Annotated in this window: 17 protein-coding genes; 6 read left to right on the forward strand and 11 right to left on the reverse strand. The window is 37.7% G+C overall.

Going from position 1 to position 18,671, the window contains the following annotated elements; all coding sequences use genetic code 11:
* The gene (locus tag MHI22_RS08145; RefSeq protein ID WP_340811680.1) at positions 1-2,295 is read left to right on the forward strand and encodes a YhgE/Pip domain-containing protein; all 2,295 of its coding nucleotides are present in this window, start codon (positions 1-3) and stop codon (positions 2,293-2,295) included.
* An 80-nt stretch (positions 2,296-2,375) separates the two neighbouring features.
* Positions 2,376-2,882, forward strand: coding sequence for a PCYCGC motif-containing (lipo)protein (locus tag MHI22_RS08150; RefSeq protein WP_036120389.1), 507 nt, complete (start codon positions 2,376-2,378; stop codon positions 2,880-2,882).
* 28 nt (positions 2,883-2,910) lie between these two features.
* On the opposite strand, the gene MHI22_RS08155 is transcribed toward MHI22_RS08150, so the two are convergent.
* The 6 genes from MHI22_RS08155 to MHI22_RS08180 form a co-directional block, all read right to left on the reverse strand.
* Positions 2,911-4,953 carry a cellulose biosynthesis cyclic di-GMP-binding regulatory protein BcsB gene (locus MHI22_RS08155; protein ID WP_036120392.1) on the reverse strand — a complete coding sequence of 681 codons (2,043 nt, stop codon included), beginning with the start codon at positions 4,951-4,953 and terminating at the stop codon, positions 2,911-2,913.
* Entirely contained in the window at positions 4,953-6,224 is a 1,272-nt protein-coding gene (locus MHI22_RS08160) for a glycosyltransferase family 2 protein (protein WP_036120395.1), read from the reverse strand. The genes MHI22_RS08155 and MHI22_RS08160 overlap by 1 nt, the downstream gene beginning before the upstream one ends.
* Positions 6,217-7,665, reverse strand: coding sequence for a DUF2334 domain-containing protein (locus MHI22_RS08165; RefSeq protein ID WP_340811682.1), 1,449 nt, complete (start codon positions 7,663-7,665; stop codon positions 6,217-6,219). Before MHI22_RS08165 ends, MHI22_RS08160 begins: the two co-directional genes overlap by 8 nt.
* Entirely contained in the window at positions 7,655-8,512 is an 858-nt protein-coding gene (locus MHI22_RS08170) for a diguanylate cyclase domain-containing protein (protein ID WP_271910335.1), read from the reverse strand. Before MHI22_RS08170 ends, MHI22_RS08165 begins: the two co-directional genes overlap by 11 nt.
* The gene (locus MHI22_RS08175) at positions 8,493-9,560 is read right to left on the reverse strand and encodes a glycosyl hydrolase family 8 (RefSeq protein WP_340811684.1); all 1,068 of its coding nucleotides are present in this window, start codon (positions 9,558-9,560) and stop codon (positions 8,493-8,495) included. The genes MHI22_RS08170 and MHI22_RS08175 overlap by 20 nt, the downstream gene beginning before the upstream one ends.
* 267 nt (positions 9,561-9,827) lie before the next feature.
* Complete coding sequence (locus MHI22_RS08180; protein WP_036120402.1) at positions 9,828-10,364, reverse strand: hydrolase; 537 nt, start codon at positions 10,362-10,364, stop codon at positions 9,828-9,830.
* A 415-nt stretch (positions 10,365-10,779) separates the two neighbouring features.
* On the opposite strand from MHI22_RS08180, the gene serC reads away from it, so the two are divergent.
* Both serC and MHI22_RS08190 read left to right on the forward strand, forming a co-directional pair.
* The gene (serC, locus tag MHI22_RS08185) at positions 10,780-11,868 is read left to right on the forward strand and encodes a 3-phosphoserine/phosphohydroxythreonine transaminase (RefSeq protein WP_340811685.1); all 1,089 of its coding nucleotides are present in this window, start codon (positions 10,780-10,782) and stop codon (positions 11,866-11,868) included.
* A 274-nt stretch (positions 11,869-12,142) separates the two neighbouring features.
* Positions 12,143-12,502: a hypothetical protein gene (locus tag MHI22_RS08190; protein WP_036120408.1), complete on the forward strand. Its 360-nt coding sequence runs from the start codon at positions 12,143-12,145 to the stop codon at positions 12,500-12,502.
* Between the two features lie 70 nt (positions 12,503-12,572).
* On the opposite strand, the gene MHI22_RS08195 is transcribed toward MHI22_RS08190, so the two are convergent.
* From MHI22_RS08195 to MHI22_RS08205, 3 genes are read right to left on the reverse strand one after another with little or no spacing between them, the layout of a single operon-like run.
* A complete protein-coding gene (locus tag MHI22_RS08195; RefSeq protein ID WP_036120410.1) occupies positions 12,573-13,001 on the reverse strand; it encodes a Fur family transcriptional regulator in 429 nt (142 codons plus the stop codon).
* On the reverse strand, positions 12,998-13,861 hold the full coding sequence (locus tag MHI22_RS08200; protein WP_036120412.1) for a metal ABC transporter permease: 864 nt from the start codon (positions 13,859-13,861) through the stop codon (positions 12,998-13,000). The genes MHI22_RS08195 and MHI22_RS08200 overlap by 4 nt, the downstream gene beginning before the upstream one ends.
* 14 nt (positions 13,862-13,875) lie before the next feature.
* Positions 13,876-14,622 carry a metal ABC transporter ATP-binding protein gene (locus tag MHI22_RS08205; protein WP_036120413.1) on the reverse strand — a complete coding sequence of 249 codons (747 nt, stop codon included), beginning with the start codon at positions 14,620-14,622 and terminating at the stop codon, positions 13,876-13,878.
* A gap of 167 nt (positions 14,623-14,789) precedes the next feature.
* On the opposite strand from MHI22_RS08205, the gene MHI22_RS08210 reads away from it, so the two are divergent.
* A complete protein-coding gene (locus MHI22_RS08210) occupies positions 14,790-15,026 on the forward strand; it encodes an endonuclease IV (RefSeq protein WP_036120418.1) in 237 nt (78 codons plus the stop codon).
* 65 nt (positions 15,027-15,091) lie between these two features.
* Here the strand turns inward: MHI22_RS08210 and MHI22_RS08215 are convergent, their stop codons facing one another.
* Complete coding sequence (locus MHI22_RS08215; RefSeq protein WP_036120421.1) at positions 15,092-15,985, reverse strand: deoxyribonuclease IV; 894 nt, start codon at positions 15,983-15,985, stop codon at positions 15,092-15,094.
* 12 nt (positions 15,986-15,997) lie between these two features.
* The gene (locus tag MHI22_RS08220) at positions 15,998-17,299 is read right to left on the reverse strand and encodes a DEAD/DEAH box helicase (protein ID WP_036120423.1); all 1,302 of its coding nucleotides are present in this window, start codon (positions 17,297-17,299) and stop codon (positions 15,998-16,000) included.
* Between the two features lie 293 nt (positions 17,300-17,592).
* Here MHI22_RS08220 and MHI22_RS08225 point away from each other — a divergent pair, with 293 nt between their 5' ends.
* Positions 17,593-18,648: a 2,3-butanediol dehydrogenase gene (locus MHI22_RS08225; RefSeq protein ID WP_036120426.1), complete on the forward strand. Its 1,056-nt coding sequence runs from the start codon at positions 17,593-17,595 to the stop codon at positions 18,646-18,648.
* Positions 18,649-18,671 lie beyond the last annotated feature (23 nt).

Raw genomic sequence — 18,671 nt, forward strand, 5'->3', positions numbered from 1 at the left:
ATGAAAAACTCGTTCCAGCATGTTTTTCAAATTTATACAAAGGATATCCGAAATATTGTTACCAATTGGGTCGTAGCTGTCATTATAGGTGGACTTATTTTCCTGCCTTCTCTTTACGCATGGTTGAATATTTATGCTTCCATGGACCCGTACGCCCACACAGCTAATATGAAGATCGCAATAGTCAATGAAGATAAGGGAACTACTGTTAGAGATGATGCCATCAATGTTGGAAAAGAGGTCATAGAGAATTTACGTACTAATAATAGCTTTACATGGGAGCTAGAGACGGAGAAACAAGCGCTGGCACAATTAAAAAATGGCGAATACTTCGCTGCCATTGTCATCCCCCATGATTTTTCCGAAAAGCTAACTTCCATTCTAACCGATCAACCAACGAAAGCTCATATCGATTATTATGTAAATGAAAAAAAGAATCCTATTGCCCCTAAAATTACAAGTAAAGGTGCAAGTGTCCTTACACAGCAAGTTTCGAATGAATTTGTGTCGACTGTCAATGGCACTCTTTTTTCCATTTTTAATACAATTGGCGTTGAAATGGAGCGTGACATTCCTGATTTTCGCAAATTTGAAAACTATGTCTTTACAATCGAACAGCATTTACCTGATATCAATTCATTTTTGACTCAAGCCTCTACGCAAGGGCAGGATGCAAATCAATTACTGAATCAAGCACTTACACAAATACCTCAAGTAGAACAACTTACAACAGATGGTTTAACGACCATTCAGAAGGGTTTACATTTAGTGAATGAAGCGGATGTTCTGTTTAATGAGCTGTCACCTGTTATCAAACAAGATGTAGCCACTGTCCAAACTATCGCACAACACTTTTCAGATATCATAAATAAGCTCAATAATATCGACTTAGATCCATCCTCCTTTGCTCAAACGAAGGAAGCATTGCAACAGCAATTGACAACCGCCAAAGATAACATCACTAATAGTATTCAAACGCTTGAAGCTTTGCAAAAATTAATTCAAGCTGATGCCTTAACACGACAGCAATTAGAGAAGTCTTTGACAACTATTATCAATTCTTTACAGGAAAATAATGCCGAAGAGAATCAGTCACTCATTGAACAGCTTACAACGATCCGTGAAGCCTTACAGCATCAACCAAGCTTCATTGATTCCACGACAAACGCTCTTAGCGCATTACAACAGTTACATGCTTTACATGACGATGTACTAAATAAACTGGCACAAGTAAAGCCAATTGATAAGGAAGTCATCAAGCAGGATATTGTCGCTATTCAAAACATGGCACAAAACGCAACGACTAATTTGCAGAAATTTTTATCCTATTATAATGATAGTCTAGAGCCACAAATTCGATCCACCTTAGCTAGTGCTAAACAAACATTAACAAATGCTTCGGCTATGCTGACGGATGTAAAGCAATTCATTCCACAAGCAACAGCTAAATTGTCACAGGCTAAAAATACACTAGGAACGGCTAATAATGCTATTCAAAAAATACAAACGGAATTTCCGACTTTAAGCTCAAAAATTAAGGAATTAGCGACTAAACTGCGGACACTAGAAGAGGAAGCCGATATTGCAGAGATTGTGCAATTACTGAAAAATGACGTCAATGCTGAACGCAATTTCTTTGAGGAACCTATTAAACTGCAGGAGCATCGCTTATTCCCTATTGCAAATTATGGAACAGCTATGACACCGTTTTACACTGTGCTATCTATTTGGGTAGGTTGTTTACTGTTAATTTCATTATTATCTGTGAATCTTCATGGCAATTCATCTTACAGTATTCGTGATATATACTTTGGTCGACTTTTAACATTTGGAACTTTTTCTTTTATCCAAACATTGATTATTACCATCGGCGATACATTTTTAGTAGACGGCTCTATTCAAGCACCCGTTTACTTTATCTTATTTGGTCTTTTCATTAGTCTCGTATTTATAACCGTTGTGTATACACTCGTATCCGTCTTTGGAAATGTAGGGAAAGCATTAGCTATCGTGATGCTTGTGCTACAAATTGCAGGGTCTGGTGGGACATATCCTGTCGAATTATTACCAAGGTTTTTCCAAATAATCAATCCATTTTTACCTTTTACGTATGCTATAGAATTAATGCGTGAAGCTGTAGGAGGGATAATTTGGTCCACAGTTTGGGTGGATCTCCTCTTCTTAGCAGGTTTCTGGTTCATTTTTATCCTGTTCGGCTTTTTCTTAAAGAAATTATTGAGCGAGAAAATGGAACATTTCATGAACAAAACACGTGGATTAGATATATTTCATTGATTTTCAAATAGACTGCCTGTAAATGTTTACGGAAACGATGTTATAATGGAAGTATTGTAAACATGTAGGAGGCGCTATTTTTGAAGAAAACGATTTCTATTTTTGTTGTATTGGCGTTATTATTATTAAGTGCATGTGGTAAAGATAAAAACAGTGTTGAATCGAACCATGAAGCTAATGACGCTTCACATGAAGGACATACACAAGCTTCAGGTGATATACAGGAAGAAACCGCTTCGGCTGATGTCCTGCCATCCTTTTTAGACGATAAACAGGAAAATATTCGTTTAGTCTATCAGCTTGCAGGACAATCGACAGAGGTTCTAGAATGGATGCCATGCTATTGCGGTTGTGGCGAATCAGTAGGCCATAAAAGTAATTTAAACTGCTTTATTCAGGACAAACGAGAAGACGGATCCATCGTCTGGGATGATCATGGAACACGTTGTTTAGTATGCTTAGAGATTGCTGTACAGTCCGCACAAATGCATAAAGAAGGAAAAAGCCTAAAAGAAATTCGTCAGGTCATTGATGATACTTATAAAGAAGGCTATGCAAAGCCAACACCAACTGATATGCCTGCATAAAAAAGCAAAGTCGCACGCGACTTTGCTTTTATTTTTTCAATTGATTTTTCTTCCTTTTGCGAAGAATGATATATAGAATTACTGCGATGACAATAATCAGCCCCACAAATTCCGCAATTAAGACATAGGAGATCTCACCTTTTTTATCTACGTTTATAACGCCGTTATTAGCATGCTGATTCACTGCCACTACAAATTGTCCTTCTTTTGTTTCAATCGCAGCAGCTATCTGTGAATCCGTCTCTTTTAAATGGCTATAAAAGTCTCCCGTTATGGGAGTATCTCCAAATGAATGAATCCATAGTAAAGGCTCATTAACCTGCCAGAAATTTTTTGTTATAAATGCATATTGACCAATAGCCTCAGGTAAAAATCCTTGTTTGATGAACTGCTTAGTTGTATGCGGAATCGTGGTAGCATGTTGTGACAGCCATGTCAGATGCTCCATATCTCCCGTAAAAATAACTGCATGCTTTTGTAACTTTTCCTTTGTGACATTTTTGTCCTTCATCAGTGTGATTTGCGCCATTTTTCCATTCATCATTAATGCTTTATAAAGCGACACCATTTTTGTATCATCCATATTTTCGTTACTAGGGATGACCATTAACGTATTTTCATGAAAGGCATTGGGGAAATCACGTAATGTAAAGGTTGGCTCTGCTGTATCTTTTACAATGGACAATGTGCTGTCACTATCAATATACAGCCAGTATCGCTCATTAGTTGTTTCACACGGATCTTCAAGTTGGAAGCCCGTTACCTCAAATTGAAGATCTGTCATTGATTGCTTGTTAAGCACGTTGGTTTGGATCGGTATGATCGCCTCGTACATATCTGATGTTGTTTGTTCTAATTTTCGTAAATCTACAGCATGTGGCACATTATTAATATAAGCAATCAATTCTAATTTTCGATCCTCGTCCTCTTTACTGCTCGGTATAGTAGCAGATTTTTTTAAGATCAATCGCATCGTCGCTTCTTTATTTGCCTCTAGTTGCGGCAAGGAAACATAATAATGAGGTGTCATTGTGACTTGACTAGATAAAAGTCGGTCCTCAAAGCCAAATTGCTGGAATGGAATCGTTGTGTCGGATGTCTGTTCCACTGTCGGTACATCTTTAATCGCTACTGTATTACCGATTAATTGCTCGAATAGTCTTGCTTCGGTTAAAAATGATAGTCGATCCTGTATCGCTTGAGCATTCGAAGAGGTTACCACTAAAAGTTGAACTTTTCGATTAGAGTCTGTATTCAAAAGTTCCTGCATTGTCAGTGTCATTGCATCATCCGTAACACTTATGTTGTTTACTATTTTTTTCAATAGGCTTGTACTAAATTCGGTTTTCGCCCCGACGATAATGATTGGACCTGACGCTTTACTAACAGCATCTTCTCGTTTAATCTGTACATCTATATCACCATGTTCGGATAAAAAAGCAGCAAGCTGATAGCCACTGTTTAATGTGGCTTCAGAGGCCTGCTTCGGTAAAACAACCGTCGTGACATAGCCCTCATAACCTAAAAATGCAGCAGGATAACTTGTTAAGGACCCTGCCTGACTTTCCTCGCTGAATGCTGAAATAGATGATAATATTTCGATGCGTAACCAATTCCCTGCATTGCCTGGAGCGACGCAAATTCCTTCTTTCAGAATGCCATAAAAACTAGCTGTTATTTTATGTGAGCCTTGTAACAGTGCTTCTTTTGGAAGATTGACCGTAACAGTTTGTTTTAATAAATCGGCTCTCAATGGCACTGTTTTAAGTGCTACATCATCCACTTTCACCGTGAAGGAGGACGGTGCTATCAGTAGTTCTGAATGCTGAATTTGAAATGTCACTTGTTGATTATTTGAGGGAACATCCTCAGTTAAATTGTAGTAAAAATCTCTGGACGAAGAAGGCCCCTGTAATTCGATTGGCTGTGCTAATAACGGCTTTTTCTGCTGTTGATTGCCCTCTATTGCAATTATGTTGTCATCCACGGTAATGGTTGCCGCAACTGCATCGTTAGCAAAACATAAAAAACCAATACAAAATAACAATGAATAGAAGAATTTGGTTCTCATTATTCTGCTCCTTTATCTGATTGCTTGGAAAAACGCTCTGTTTTATACCATTGAACTTCCTGCCCTGTAAACATGCGTTTTATTTCTAATAGTAATGACCAAACGACTAGCACGATCCACATTTGCGAATAGGTAAAATACATAAGTATGACATAGAAGAAATTTTTTCGATTCATTTCTGTTTTTTCAATACTTAAAGTAATCATAACTTCGCCTAGGAAAAGTAAAAAGGCTAATACCCATAAAACAAGGGCAATATCGCCAACGGTCAAACCAATATCATAAAATAAATTAATGATAAACAAAGTATTGGATAGTATAACGCCAAAGAAAAATAAGAAATACGTAAAGAAGAAGTAAAATAAATCAAACATAATACTTTTTCTTTTTAAGGTAAAAAATTGACTCAAGAACTTTAGCACTACATATTGATTGCCCCTTGCCCACCTTGTGCGTTGCTTCCACCATACTTTTAATGTTTCTGGCTCTTGCTCCCATGTAATTGCCTTTGGGAAAAAGCGGATGTGGTAGCCTAAATTATAAACACGAATGGTCAGCTCTGTATCTTCTGCTAATGCTTTTACATCCCAACCACCTAATTGCTCTAAAACAGTGCGCCGGATAGCAAAATTAGTGCCAGGTATGGTAGCCACCTTAAACCATTTCCAACGCCCTCCCTGAGCCATCCATTGGAAACATATCGTTTCAATATTAATAAAGCGTGTCAACCACGTTTCCGCTGCGTTGATAACACGAAACTTCCCTACAGTAGCAGCTGCTTTCGGATCATTTATTAATCCCATCACTAAATACCAAACTGCCATCCGTTCAGGAGTATTATCAGCATCATAGACCACTACGATATCGCCTGTTGAATCAGCAAGTGCCGAATTTAACGCAGAGGATTTCCCTTTCCCCTTGTTCGGCTCTACTGTTTCAATCACACGAATAAATGGAAATTTCTTAGCGTATTGCTCTGCAATCGCACCTGTTTCATCAGAGGAATTATCATTAATGACAATCACCTCTAGTTGATCTTTAGGATAATATAAACGAGACATGGCCCTTAGTGTCTGGTCGATCACGAGCGCTTCATTGTGAGCAGGGATAAAGACACTAACAGAAGGAACTTTGTCCATTTTTTTAGCCCATTCATCAATCGGTTTTTCAAATGTACGAAAGTGTAAATAACCACCCTCCATTAAAAACATATGATAGAGTAACATGATCCAAATGAGGAAAAGTGAAATAAAAAATAATGTATTAGCCATTTGTTTTCCTCTCCTCAAATAATCTCTTACGTAATGTGATACGTAAACGTAAGGTACTTATAAAAAATAATGTAACAAACAGGGAAACAATGAAAACGAGCGCCCATAATATTAACTCAAATGGTCGTTCATCAAATGAAATTTTTAATCGTTCTAATTTCGAAAACGATAAGTGAATGGTTTGTTTACCCTTTTCATCCTGCACGATCGAAACGTTCTCTGACGTTACTTGCTGTTTCGTATGACGGAAATCGAAAAATTCGATTTGTGGATGTTCCCTTAAATAAGCTACAAGACCCTCTACGTAGGAAGCATTTAAATAGGCTGGATATTGAATACCAATGATGGAGCTAGGCACTTTTAATAATCGATCTATTTCCTGTTGGACAGGATATAGAGGAAGATTATCCGTATTGGCAATAGACCCAACCGTCATCGGGTAAATGATGCGATTGTCACTTTTAGATAGATATAGTTGTTGATTTCCTTGTTGTATACTCCCTTTAAATAAGGGGCTATCACCATTGATGACTGTAGGATAAATTTTACGAAGTACTAAATAATCAAGACTTCTTTCAGTTGGAATAGTAGTGGATGATGAAAGAATAAATGGATAATTTTCCTTTTGCAATTGTTGCAAATAACTTAATAATTTTTTATTGTCGTGCAAGTGATAGGATTTTTTTTCATGCTCATCCATGAAAATGGGTGTGACTTCAAGAGCAATGGGTATTTTTTTTTCAGAAAATCCCATCACTACCTCTTTTAACTTTTGCACATCTGTTTTCATATTAATATCTGTTAACACAATATAGCCAGGATGTATCTGTGGCTTGGGTAATTGTAAAAGCTCGCCTATAATAGCAGGCCATTGATAGGACCATGTATCTTTATTGATGAATTCTCCAATAAATGACCATTTGTCCTTGCTGATGATAAAAGGATAGGATTGGTTTACTGATAAAGCCCTCTGGATTATTTTTGAATCATCGGTTGGTAGTAAACTGTTCCACCGCACAGGGCTATGTAAACTTTCTTCTCCTATCGCTCTAAGTTCCACTACTGGACCTTCCTGCCATTTGGAAAAGGGTGAAAATTGAAGCGCATTGTCACCTATCAACAGTACGAACCCTTTGAATTGATTCAGTGCAGACAGTGCTTGAGGAGGAAGTTTTGTTGGGTAGGCGTTCATTACAACGACGCGTTTGTATGGTTGCAGCTTTTGTTTGTTGATATCTTCTATCGAAACAACATTTACTGATGTGTAACTCTGCAATATGGCTTGCAATGCGATTACATCCTCATTTGGCTGTTGGTTACTTGTGACATAGATCAAAGCTACGTCCTTATCAGAATCGGCTGCAAAGACCAACTCTTGGTTGATGAAAGTATAAAAACAAAGCATGCCAATGGCGAACCATAAACGATAGTTAGAGCGCACTTGTTTTCATCTCTCTTTCCAGTTCTTCTAATAATTCATCAAATGTTGATTCCTTCAGTGGATGATAGGTAAAAAAGCTTGTTTTATAACGGAGCGTCACCCATTTTTCATTTAACAATTGGTGATTTTTTAAAGCCTGGTCCAATTTGTCATAAATAACTTCCATATGCTCATCCGTCGTATCAATTAGCAGTAAGCCGATATGGTCTTCACGAAATCGAAATTTTTTATCTGTCTGCCTAACAGTTTGTTGAATCCTTTGAGAGAGCTGTTGCCATAAATGTTGGACTTCTTTCGCTCCATAAAGTTGTTGGAACTTGCGATAATTTTCAATCTTCAACACCATAAAAACAAAGGTATGCTTATGTCGATCCGCTCGTCGCATTTCCTCATTGACACTAATATACATACGTGCCTCATTATCAAATCCAGTTTCAACATCAATCGCTACATATTTTCTAACATCTTCTTGCAACTTTTTTAAATAGTTTTCCTGTTCTTTCATTAATTCATGCATCTTACCAGCACAAAGAATGAGCAGCAGCAATATGATGCCATATATGAAAAATATCTGCATAGAGAAGGTAGAATTTAAAAATGTCATGGATCCAGATATTCCTGTATAGAGAAGTGTTGATCCTGTAATAAAAATAAAGACAAGGCTACTGATAAGCCCAAATACCGTCCCTCTCCAAAGGGTGAGAACAAGTAAGAGCATTAAAAACATGTATAGTAATAAGCCTTCAACATCCTGTCGCAATAAAAAATAAGCAGGTATTTGCAAGAGTAAAATAAGAATGGTCCCATATACCAAAATCGCTCTATTTTTAGTCATTGTTGTACGCATTTTCTACCTCCCTTTCTGCTAATAGTGGTAGTAAATTATCAAAACTATGCGTTGACTGCGTTTTTTTATCAACATAGCCTGTTGTAGGGTCTTTCAAAGCTGACATTTTTTCGATGAACTGTTGTGCTAATTGCTGCTCATTTAAGGCAATCATATAGCGAGCTGCCATTGCATAAACGGCTGGTGATTCATAGCTAACTGTTGATTCATTTGTTTGTGCATTGTATCGACCATACAATTTATCGTCTCTTTTTAGAAGGTTTAACAGCCAGTTTTTAAATGCGGCTGTATCTCCATTCATTGAAGCCAGATGATAAGCCGTATACAACTGATCAATCATGTGTAGTTCCTCGTCAAACACATAGCTTTTAGAAGGAATATCATAATATTTTGGAAAGAACCCTGCCTCAGTAAGTGGCGCATTTTGCAAAATTGCTAACTGATGCTGAACTTGTTGTTGTGATAACACATCATATTTTTCCATTTCTTTGAAAGCAGAAGGCATAATATAGCTAATTGTTAGTGTCTGGGCTTTATCATGAGTATAAACATCCACATAATCGACAAATAGATTTTGATTCATCCCATATTGAACTAACTGATCTCCCATGTTTTTACCCAATTGTATGTAAGACGAATCATGCCATTTTTCACCTGCTTCCAGTAAAACACGAATGATTCGTAAATCATCAATCAGGGCGTTTACCGTAGCTTTTTTTGAGCCCTCTATTCTCCAGACAATCATATCATTTGTTAAAAAATAGGATTTCATGACATTCACCTGGTCATTGAAACGAGCTTGATCGTCTTTTTCTAATAGGTACGCAAGCCATAACCCTACTGATTCTGATAAAAATAAATCCTTTTGGTTTGTTAAATCTGTGCTTAACAACCCTTTATCATTTAGTAAATCTTGAATAACAAACTGTTCCGTTGGTGAAAGAGGTTCTTTTTGAACAGTCATTTCTTTGGCCGTACAACTAATCAAAAAAAGAACAACACTACCTATAAACAGCAACCATTTATTATTTTTACGCATTGTCATCATCCTCATTAATCGTTATTTCCCTATAATGAAATCCCGCCTTTTTATTATAGTATACAATAATTAGAATGGCGAAGCTTTTATAAGAGTAGTGTCCTACGCGTATCTGTTTCCATAAAAAAAAGATGTCCGAAAAAGGTCTATAGACCCATCGAACACCTACCATATTTATATAAAATCATTATATTTTTGTACATTATTATTAAAAGCAAAAATTATTATTACAAAGATTGCATGTTCCAGACCAATTGTTTCAATTTTAGTTTCCTTTTACTTCACTAACTGTAAAATTGTTTTAAAATGTTCATGGTCTGCACGTTGTAACAGCTCGTATAAAATCATCTCTGTGCTCGTTGGATAAATACCAAGTGCATTCATCTTAGTTAGCCCGATTTCTTTATTTGCCTTTGTTCGAGAAGACACAGCATCTACCACGACTTCCACTTCAAATCCTTGTTCCTTCAATTGTCTCGCCGTTTGGTACACACATATATGTGTTTCGATACCCGTGACAATAAATTGTGAACGTCCGCTTTCCTTCATCGCCTCCACAAATGCCTCTTCCTGGCAAGCACTAAAAGCCATTTTAGCAATGGGTTGCCCTTGTAAATGCTGGGCTATATCCAGTGCTGTTCCACCTAAGCGACTTGGATTTTGTTCGAGCCATAAAATAGGTACTTCAAGTGCTTGCATGGCTTGTACCAACTTTGCTACATTGTCAATCATCGCTTCACTGTCATCCACAATTGTCGCTAACTTTCCTTGTACGTCCACAACCACTAAACAAGCTTTCTCTACTGTAAACATTTTGAACACCTCTTTTTCCTATTCTCTCTTATGATTATACAAAATCTTGCTTTACCTGTCGTAAAGTAAGAAGTCCCTTTCTTCAAAAATAGAGAGTACTGCAATCGATTTTGCTTGTTTTGGTGCTTTTTATACATTTTATCTATAATAGTAGAATAATTCACATAACTTTAAACACGAACATTGCATGAATTAAATCACAACAATATGTATAAATCACGAAATATATAACTTATTTATGTGACCAAAACTTCTTTTCATTCGTATTTAACCTTCAAAACAGACTTAAATGTGACCATTTTGTTGCGAGTCTGTCGCTATTCTGCTCAAATATTAAGAATTTTATTTTTTCTCTTGAAAATTGGGGTATAATCCAGTAAAGTTCTGTTATTAACCAAACAAGGAGTGTACCACTTTGACACAACGTGCATACAATTTCAACGCAGGTCCATCTGCACTACCACAAGAAGTATTAGAAAAAGCTCAAGAACAATTAGTAAACTTCCGTGATTCAGGTATGTCCATTATGGAAATGAGTCACCGTAGTGCTATTTTCGACGAAGTACATAACGAAGCCATTGCTTTATTAAAAAAACTTTATGCCATTCCAGAAAACTATGAGGTGCTATTTTTACAAGGTGGCGCAAGTCTTCAATTTACAATGATTCCTATGAACTTCTTAACAACTGAGCAAAAAGCTAGCTATGTATTATCAGGCTCATGGTCTGAAAAAGCTTTTAAGGAAGCGAAATTGTTTGGTACACCTGTTGAAGCTGCAAGCACAAAAGAAAACCAATACCGCAATATTCCTGCTTTAGCAGACATTCAATTCAATGAAGATGATGCCTATGTACACATCACATCGAATAATACGATCTACGGTACACAATGGAGTAATTATCCTGACACAGGACATGTTCCATTAATTGCCGATATGTCTAGTGATATTCTGTCAAAACCAGTGGATATTGAAAAATTCGGAATCATCTATGCAGGCGCTCAAAAAAACCTTGGTCCATCAGGGGTAACGGTCGTCATTATTCGCAAAGATCTGCTTGAGAAAGCCAATAAAAATATCCCAACAATGCTGAAATACACAACACACGCTGATAGTAATTCACTTTATAATACGCCACCCACATTTGGTATCTATATGTTAGGAGAGGTATTAAAGTGGGTAGAAGCTAAAGGTGGCGTAGCTGCAATTGAAAAACACAATGAATTAAAGGCCAAAGTGATTTATGATGCCATTGACAATAGTAATGGCTTCTACAAAGGTCATGCGGCTTCAGATAGCCGTTCTTTAATGAACATTACATTCCGTGTTGCAGATGAGGAGCTTGAAAAGCAATTCCTTGTAGAGGCGAAGGCAGCAGGCTTTGTAGGGCTAAACGGGCATCGATCTGTAGGTGGCTGTCGTGCTTCCACTTACAATGCAGTGCCTCTTGAGGCTTGTGAGGCTTTACGAGATTTCATGGTAGCGTTCCAACAAAAACATCAATAGACTTATACTAAACGACGACGAATTACGTTTCTGTAATGACTCGTCGTTTTTTGTTTAAAAAAATCATGCAAATCTATCCTCATACAAATCATTTGAATTAGATATTTATAGCAATTTTTCAGCTTAGGGCTTTACACAATGCAAAAGATTTTGAGAGAAATATAGATTTTTAAGCTGCCTATCGGACATATCGCCAACCTCTAGTTATGCACCAAACATAGATTATTAGTGTAAGGGTTACCCTTACGAAACTAGAGGAAGGGAGGTCTAGACGATGGAAGATAAACGATATACGACACAGATGAACTGGCAAGGCTGTAAATGTCCTAAAAAGGTGGAAAAATGCTGTCAACGTAAAGTTGAGAAATGTCCTTGTCAAAAAGAGGAAAAATGTACACCAAGAATGAGCAGCAACTGTAGAAGTTGTATTTGTCAACAATTAAGAAAATTAGAGCTTGCTACTACACTAGATATCTTCTTATCTGGAGGTATTAGCTTCTTAGGTGTGACTTTCATTTCCTTCGATCCACGAACTTGCTGTGCATACTTCCTTGAGCCAGGTGCAGCACCTGCTTCTCCTTTAATTGTAGATTGTAATAAAATTGTTGCGATCCGTAGAGTAGCAGTAGCTTAATAAGTTAAGAGGGTAGCCAGCCCTATATAGGTGCTACCCTCTTTCTACATAGAAAAAACGCTGTCGTCTTTTAATTTGACAGCGTTTCATGCTTACAATCTGGACATTTGCCATATATTTCGAACTTATGATTTTCAATTTCATAGTCAGGCAATTTTTCTCCTAGCATTTCCATTGGGCAAAGATTCAGCTCTTTGACGTTGCCACAGTCCATACAGATGAAATGATGGTGATGATGGGCAGATTCACAGTGCATACGGAAGTTACGTTCTCCTGATAGCTCCGTTTCTTCTAAAATCCCCAGCTTCACAAAAGTAGCAAGGTTGCGATAAATAGTATCAAAACTCATTCCTGGAAAATCCTTTTTTAAAACGTCCAATAAATCGCGGGCCGTCAGATATTTATCTGTTGCAGCAAACATATCTAATAGTAACTCCCGTTTATCTGTTTTTTTATAGCCATTTTCTTTTAATATTTCCCACGCTCTTGAAACATTCATTGTGCTACCTCCCCCTGCTTTGCAGCCATTTTAAATGCTACTTTCTTTCCTAGGATTACTAGTAACAAAATCAAAATCGAAGTGACAACAATCGTACCACCCGGCGCTAAATCCATATAAAAGGCACTAATTAGACCAATTAAGACAGCCGTTTCTCCAAAGAGGATAGCATAGATGATCGTTTGCTTAAAGCCTTTTGCCAAGCGCATTGCAGCTGCAACAGGTAACGTCATTAATGATGACACAAGTAAAATCCCTACTATGCGCATACTTGCTGCAATGACAAGTGCTGTCACAATCATAAATAAAAGATGAACCCAACGTGCCGGCAGTCCACTAGCTTTTGCATATTCCTCATCGAAAGATAAAACAAATAATTCTTTAAAAAATAAAAACAAAAAGACAATGACAACAGCTGCAATTCCGATTACAACCCATAAGTCTTGGCGTGACACTGCAGATACCGAGCCAAATAAATAGCTCATTAAATCTGTGCTAAAGCCACTAGCCAGTGAGATGAAGATGGCACTTATGCCGATACCACCTGACATAATGATGGGAATGGCCAACTCCTCATAGTGTTTATACAAACGTCTTAGACGCTCAATTAAAATAGAGCCACTAACAGAGGCTAGTATTCCTAGATAAATAGGATTGAGCATGGCTAAGGCTGTTACAGACTGGCTGATATATAAGCTCCCCGCAATTCCTGCAAGTGTTACATGTGACAAAGCGTCCGCAATTAAGGATAACCTTCGTACAACAATAAACACACCTAATAATGGAGCAAGAATGCCAATTAATAATCCAGAGAAAAAGGCATTTTGTAAAAATTCATAGTTTAAAATTGCTTCAATCATGGTGCCTACTCCTTCTAATGAATCTTTCTCACGGAATGACCATACCAAGCGTCTAGCGCATCCTGGGAGATATTATCAAAGTCATTTTTATAGCCGTGGAAGTGAATGGTTTGATTTAAACATGCCACATGGCTAATGCGATTCGATACCGTATCGACATCGTGTGTGACAAGAATCATGGTAATTCCTTGTTCCCGATTCAATTTCGCCAGCATATCATAAAATGACTGCACATTCTCATGATCAATGCCGACAGTTGGCTCATCTAAAATGAGTAGTTTTGGATCACTAACTAAAGCTCTTGCAATAAAGACGCGTTGTTGTTGTCCACCAGATAGCTCGCCAATGTTACGATGCATAAAAGCATCCATGCCAACTGCTTTTAAAGCTGCTTGAACTTTCCCTTTAGCATCTCGCCCTGGTCTTTTAAAGAGCCCTATTTTTTTCGTTAATCCACTTTTCACGACCTCTTGCACAGTTGCTGGGAATCCGGAATTAAAGGCATTAGATTTTTGAGAAACATAGCCAATCCATTCACGATGCTTGAAGGTTGCACTTGGTTCACCAAATAATTTTATTTCTCCAGACAAAGGCTTTAATAAACCTAAAATGATTTTTAATAGCGTTGATTTCCCAGAACCATTCGGACCGAGAAGTGCTAAAAAATCACCCTCTTCTACACGAAAAGAGATGTTTTTTAAAACGTGTGTATAGTCATATTGAAATGACACATTTTCAATATCAATAAGTGTTGTTTTCATGCATGATCGCTTCTTTCTAATTCAAAATCATTACGATTTACAAATTGTAAGTATAAAGGAAAGTGCAGTTTTTGTAAAGAAAAGAAGACAGATGCTTTTTCGAATGGGCTGATTGCGCGTGTGTACATGATGTCATGAAAATAAAACGCGATAAAGGAGGATTGACTTTGAGTATTCAATTTTTACAGCAATTGTCACAAAGCACAGATAAGGAAATTGTCGCGATTGCTCGTGAAGAAGGCTTTAACATTACGACTTCGGAAGTCAAAAAACTTCGACCTTATTTGGAGCAATTCTCATTTTCTTGGCTTTTTTTAGGCATTCCAAAGGACATTCTAGTAGAAGTTGAGGCGGTTTTAGGAAGAAAGCGCTCTCGTCAACTCATCGCATTGTTTACAAAGTAAAAAGAAGCCCGAAATCAGTGTACTATACTGATTTCGGGCTTCTTTATCTTGCTCCATATCGGGTATTAGCCTTTTAACGCTTCAATATGCTCAGGCTTAAATGTACCACTTCGTAACATTTCAATTTCAACTTTATACGGAGCTACCTTAGATTTTCCATCACTATTTAGCGGCACAAATGGTGTTTCTAAAATTTTAGGAACATTCATCAATTGCGGATGGTGCACCACATAGTTTAGGGCATCAAAGCCAATATGACCAAAGCCAATATTTTCGTGACGGTCTTTACCAGCACCTCGCACATTTTTTGAATCATTAATATGCAAGACTTTAATGCGATCCACACCGATAATTTTATCAAATTCGTTTAATACACCATCAAAATCTTCCACAATATTATAGCCAGCATCATGTGTATGACAAGTATCAAAGCAGACAGAAAGACGTTCGTTATGAGTGACGCCATCTATAATTTTCGCAAGCTCTTCAAAGGAGCGTCCACATTCTGTCCCTTTCCCTGCCATTGTTTCTAAAGCAATTTGAACGGGATAGTCTTGTGTTAATACCTCATTTAAGCCTTCAATAATTTTCGCAATCCCAGCGTCAGCACCAGCACCGACGTGAGCACCAGGATGCAAAACAATTTGCGTTGCTTCCAGTGCTGCTGTACGTTCAATTTCAGATTGTAGAAAATCAACCCCAAGACGGAATGTTTCTGGTTTTTCTGTGTTGCCGATATTAATAATATAAGGTGCATGCACAACAATATTCGTCATGCCGTGCTCTTTCATATGCAGGAGACCATTCATAATGTTTAAATCCGCAATGGCTTTACGACGCGTATTTTGCGGAGCTCCTGTATAAATCATAAATGTATTAGCACCGTAAGATAGTGCCTCTTTACTAGAGCCAAGCAGCATTTCTTTCCCACTCATCGAAACATGTGAGCCAAGTAACATGTAAAAGCCCCCTTATTTTTTACCTCGTGCTTTTAAGCGACGTTCACGTTTTTTTATTTTTTCCATTTCCCATTTCATATTACGTTTATAGCCAGGTTTAACTTTTTTAGGCTTACGCACTAACGCTTTCGCTTTCACATCGATTTCATTCTCTTGCTTCACTCGATTTTTACGTGCGTGACGTTCTTTTAACTCAGACCATTCGCCATCTTTTACGTCTTTTTGCACAAATGGAATGCCCATTTTTTCGACACGAACTACTGCATCCTCATCAGACGGTTCAAATAAAGTAATGGCTGTTCCTTTATTGCCTGCACGTGCTGTACGTCCAACTCGGTGAATGAAGAATTCCAAGTCCTCTGGAATTTCATAGTTAATAACATGAGAAATTCCTTGAATATCAATACCACGTGCCGCTAAATCAGTAGCAACAATGTATTGATAGTCGAGTTCACGAATTTGCTTCATCATCTTTTTACGATCACGTGGACTTAAATCACCATGAATTTGGCCACAACGGATGCCATGCTCATTTAAATAACCAGCAACATGCTCTGCCGTTTTACGTGTGTTAGTAAAAATAACGGCTAAAAACGGATTGATACCTTCAATGACTTCTAATAAACGTTTGTTACGAGATTTTGAGCGCACTGGCACAAGTACAAAATCGATACCTTCTGCCACTGGTCGTTTATCATTCATATGGATGTGCACTGGAGCTTCCATATATTTCTTTAAAAATGGCTGAAGTTTTTCTGGAATCGTTGCAGAAAAAACATACATTTCAAGCTTTTCTGGCATCTGTGAAGCAAATCCATCAATCTCTTCTATGAAGCCCATATCGAAAGCTAAATCTGCTTCATCGACAACTAACATTGGTGCCGTATGCACAAATAACGCTTGTGCTGAAACAAGATCACGAATACGTCCAGGTGTTCCAACAACAATTTGAGGTTGTGTTTTTAATTTATCAATGGAGCGTTGTTTGTCCGTACCCCCAATAAATAGTTTCGCTTGAATAGCAGTTCCTTCTATTAATTGATTTAAAGCATCAAAAATTTGCTGTGCCAGCTCTCGTGTAGGGGAAGTAATAACGGCCTGTACTTCCTGTTTTTCTGCATCAATACGTTGAACAATTGGAATTAAAAAACTATGTGTTTTCCCTGTTCCTGTATGTGCCTGTCCAATGGCACTCTTCCCTTTTAATAAAAGTGGAATAATTTCTTTTTGAATTGGTGTCGGTTCTGTAAAGCCAAGTTTTGCAATGGCGTCCTGCAAAAATGGCTGAAAATTATAATCAGTATATTTTGACATCATTCGTTCCTCCTAACATCTTTCTCATTGTACCATGATTCGAACTTTAAGGTATATTTACGTCCTATTTCTTACAAGCATAAACATAATTTTAGTGTTTTATAATCACCGTAACAAAGCCCTTATCAAAGGTACTTGAAATACGCAGAATATGCAATCAAAAAAGCGCTGTAACAATGTTCGAAAACGCTAGTAATATGTAATTTTTATGTCAATTTATAGTGAACTAATGATTAGCATATTTCCCACATGTTATGATGGTGCTGTAAGATATTATAGGAGGTTGATAGATTATGAAAGCAGCAAGATGGTATAAAGCAAAAGACATCCGTGTAGAAAACATTGAAGAACCAGTCATCACACCTGGAAAAGTAAAGATTAAAGTACATTGGACAGGCATTTGTGGTAGTGATTTACATGAATACGCAGCTGGGCCAATCTTTATTCCAGTGGAGCAACCTCACTATGTAAGTAAAGATATCGCACCAATTGTTATGGGACATGAATTCTCAGGAGAAGTCGTAGAAATTGGCGATGGTGTAACATCCGTTAAAGTGGGAGATCCTGTCGTTGTTGAACCGATCCTTGCATGTGGTGAATGTGCAGCGTGTAAAAAGGGGAAATACAATATTTGTAAACACCTAGGTTTCCACGGTTTATCAGGCGGTGGCGGAGGATTCTCTGAATATACAATGGTAGATGAAAAAATGGTTCACAAAATGCCAGAAGGTCTTTCTTATGAACAAGGGGCACTTGTAGAGCCAGCAGCAGTTGCCTTACATGCAGTACGTCAAAGTAAATTGAAAGCTGGCGACAAAGCGGCTGTATTTGGAACAGGTCCAATCGGGCTTCTTGTGATCGAAGCATTACGTGCAGCAGGCGCAGCAGAAATATATGCTGTAGAGCTTTCAGCAGAGCGTGCCGCAAAAGCTTTAGAACTTGGTGCAACAGCCGTAATTAACCCTAAAGACGAAGATGCAGTAGCTCGTCTACATGAATTAACAAACGGCGGCGTAGACGTTGCCTTTGAAGTAACAGGTGTTCCAGTGGTATTACAACAAGCCATTGATTCCACAACTTTTGAAGGCGAAACAATCATCGTATCTATTTGGGAGTCTACTGCATCTATTCAACCAAACAATCTTGTTCTATCAGAGCGTTCAGTCAAAGGAATTATCGCGTACCGTGATATTTTCCCAGCAGTAATGGAGCTCATGACACAAGGTTACTTCCCTGCGGACAAGCTTGTCACAAAACGCATTGCACTTGATGAAGTGGTGACAGAGGGTTTCGAGGCATTAATGAAAGAGCGAAATCATATTAAAATCCTTGTAAATTCACAAGCTTAATATAGAGAGACAGGTAGAGAGGC

The organism is Lysinibacillus sp. FSL L8-0312, assembly GCF_038003285.1.
Lineage (GTDB): Bacteria > Bacillota > Bacilli > Bacillales_A > Planococcaceae > Lysinibacillus > Lysinibacillus fusiformis_D.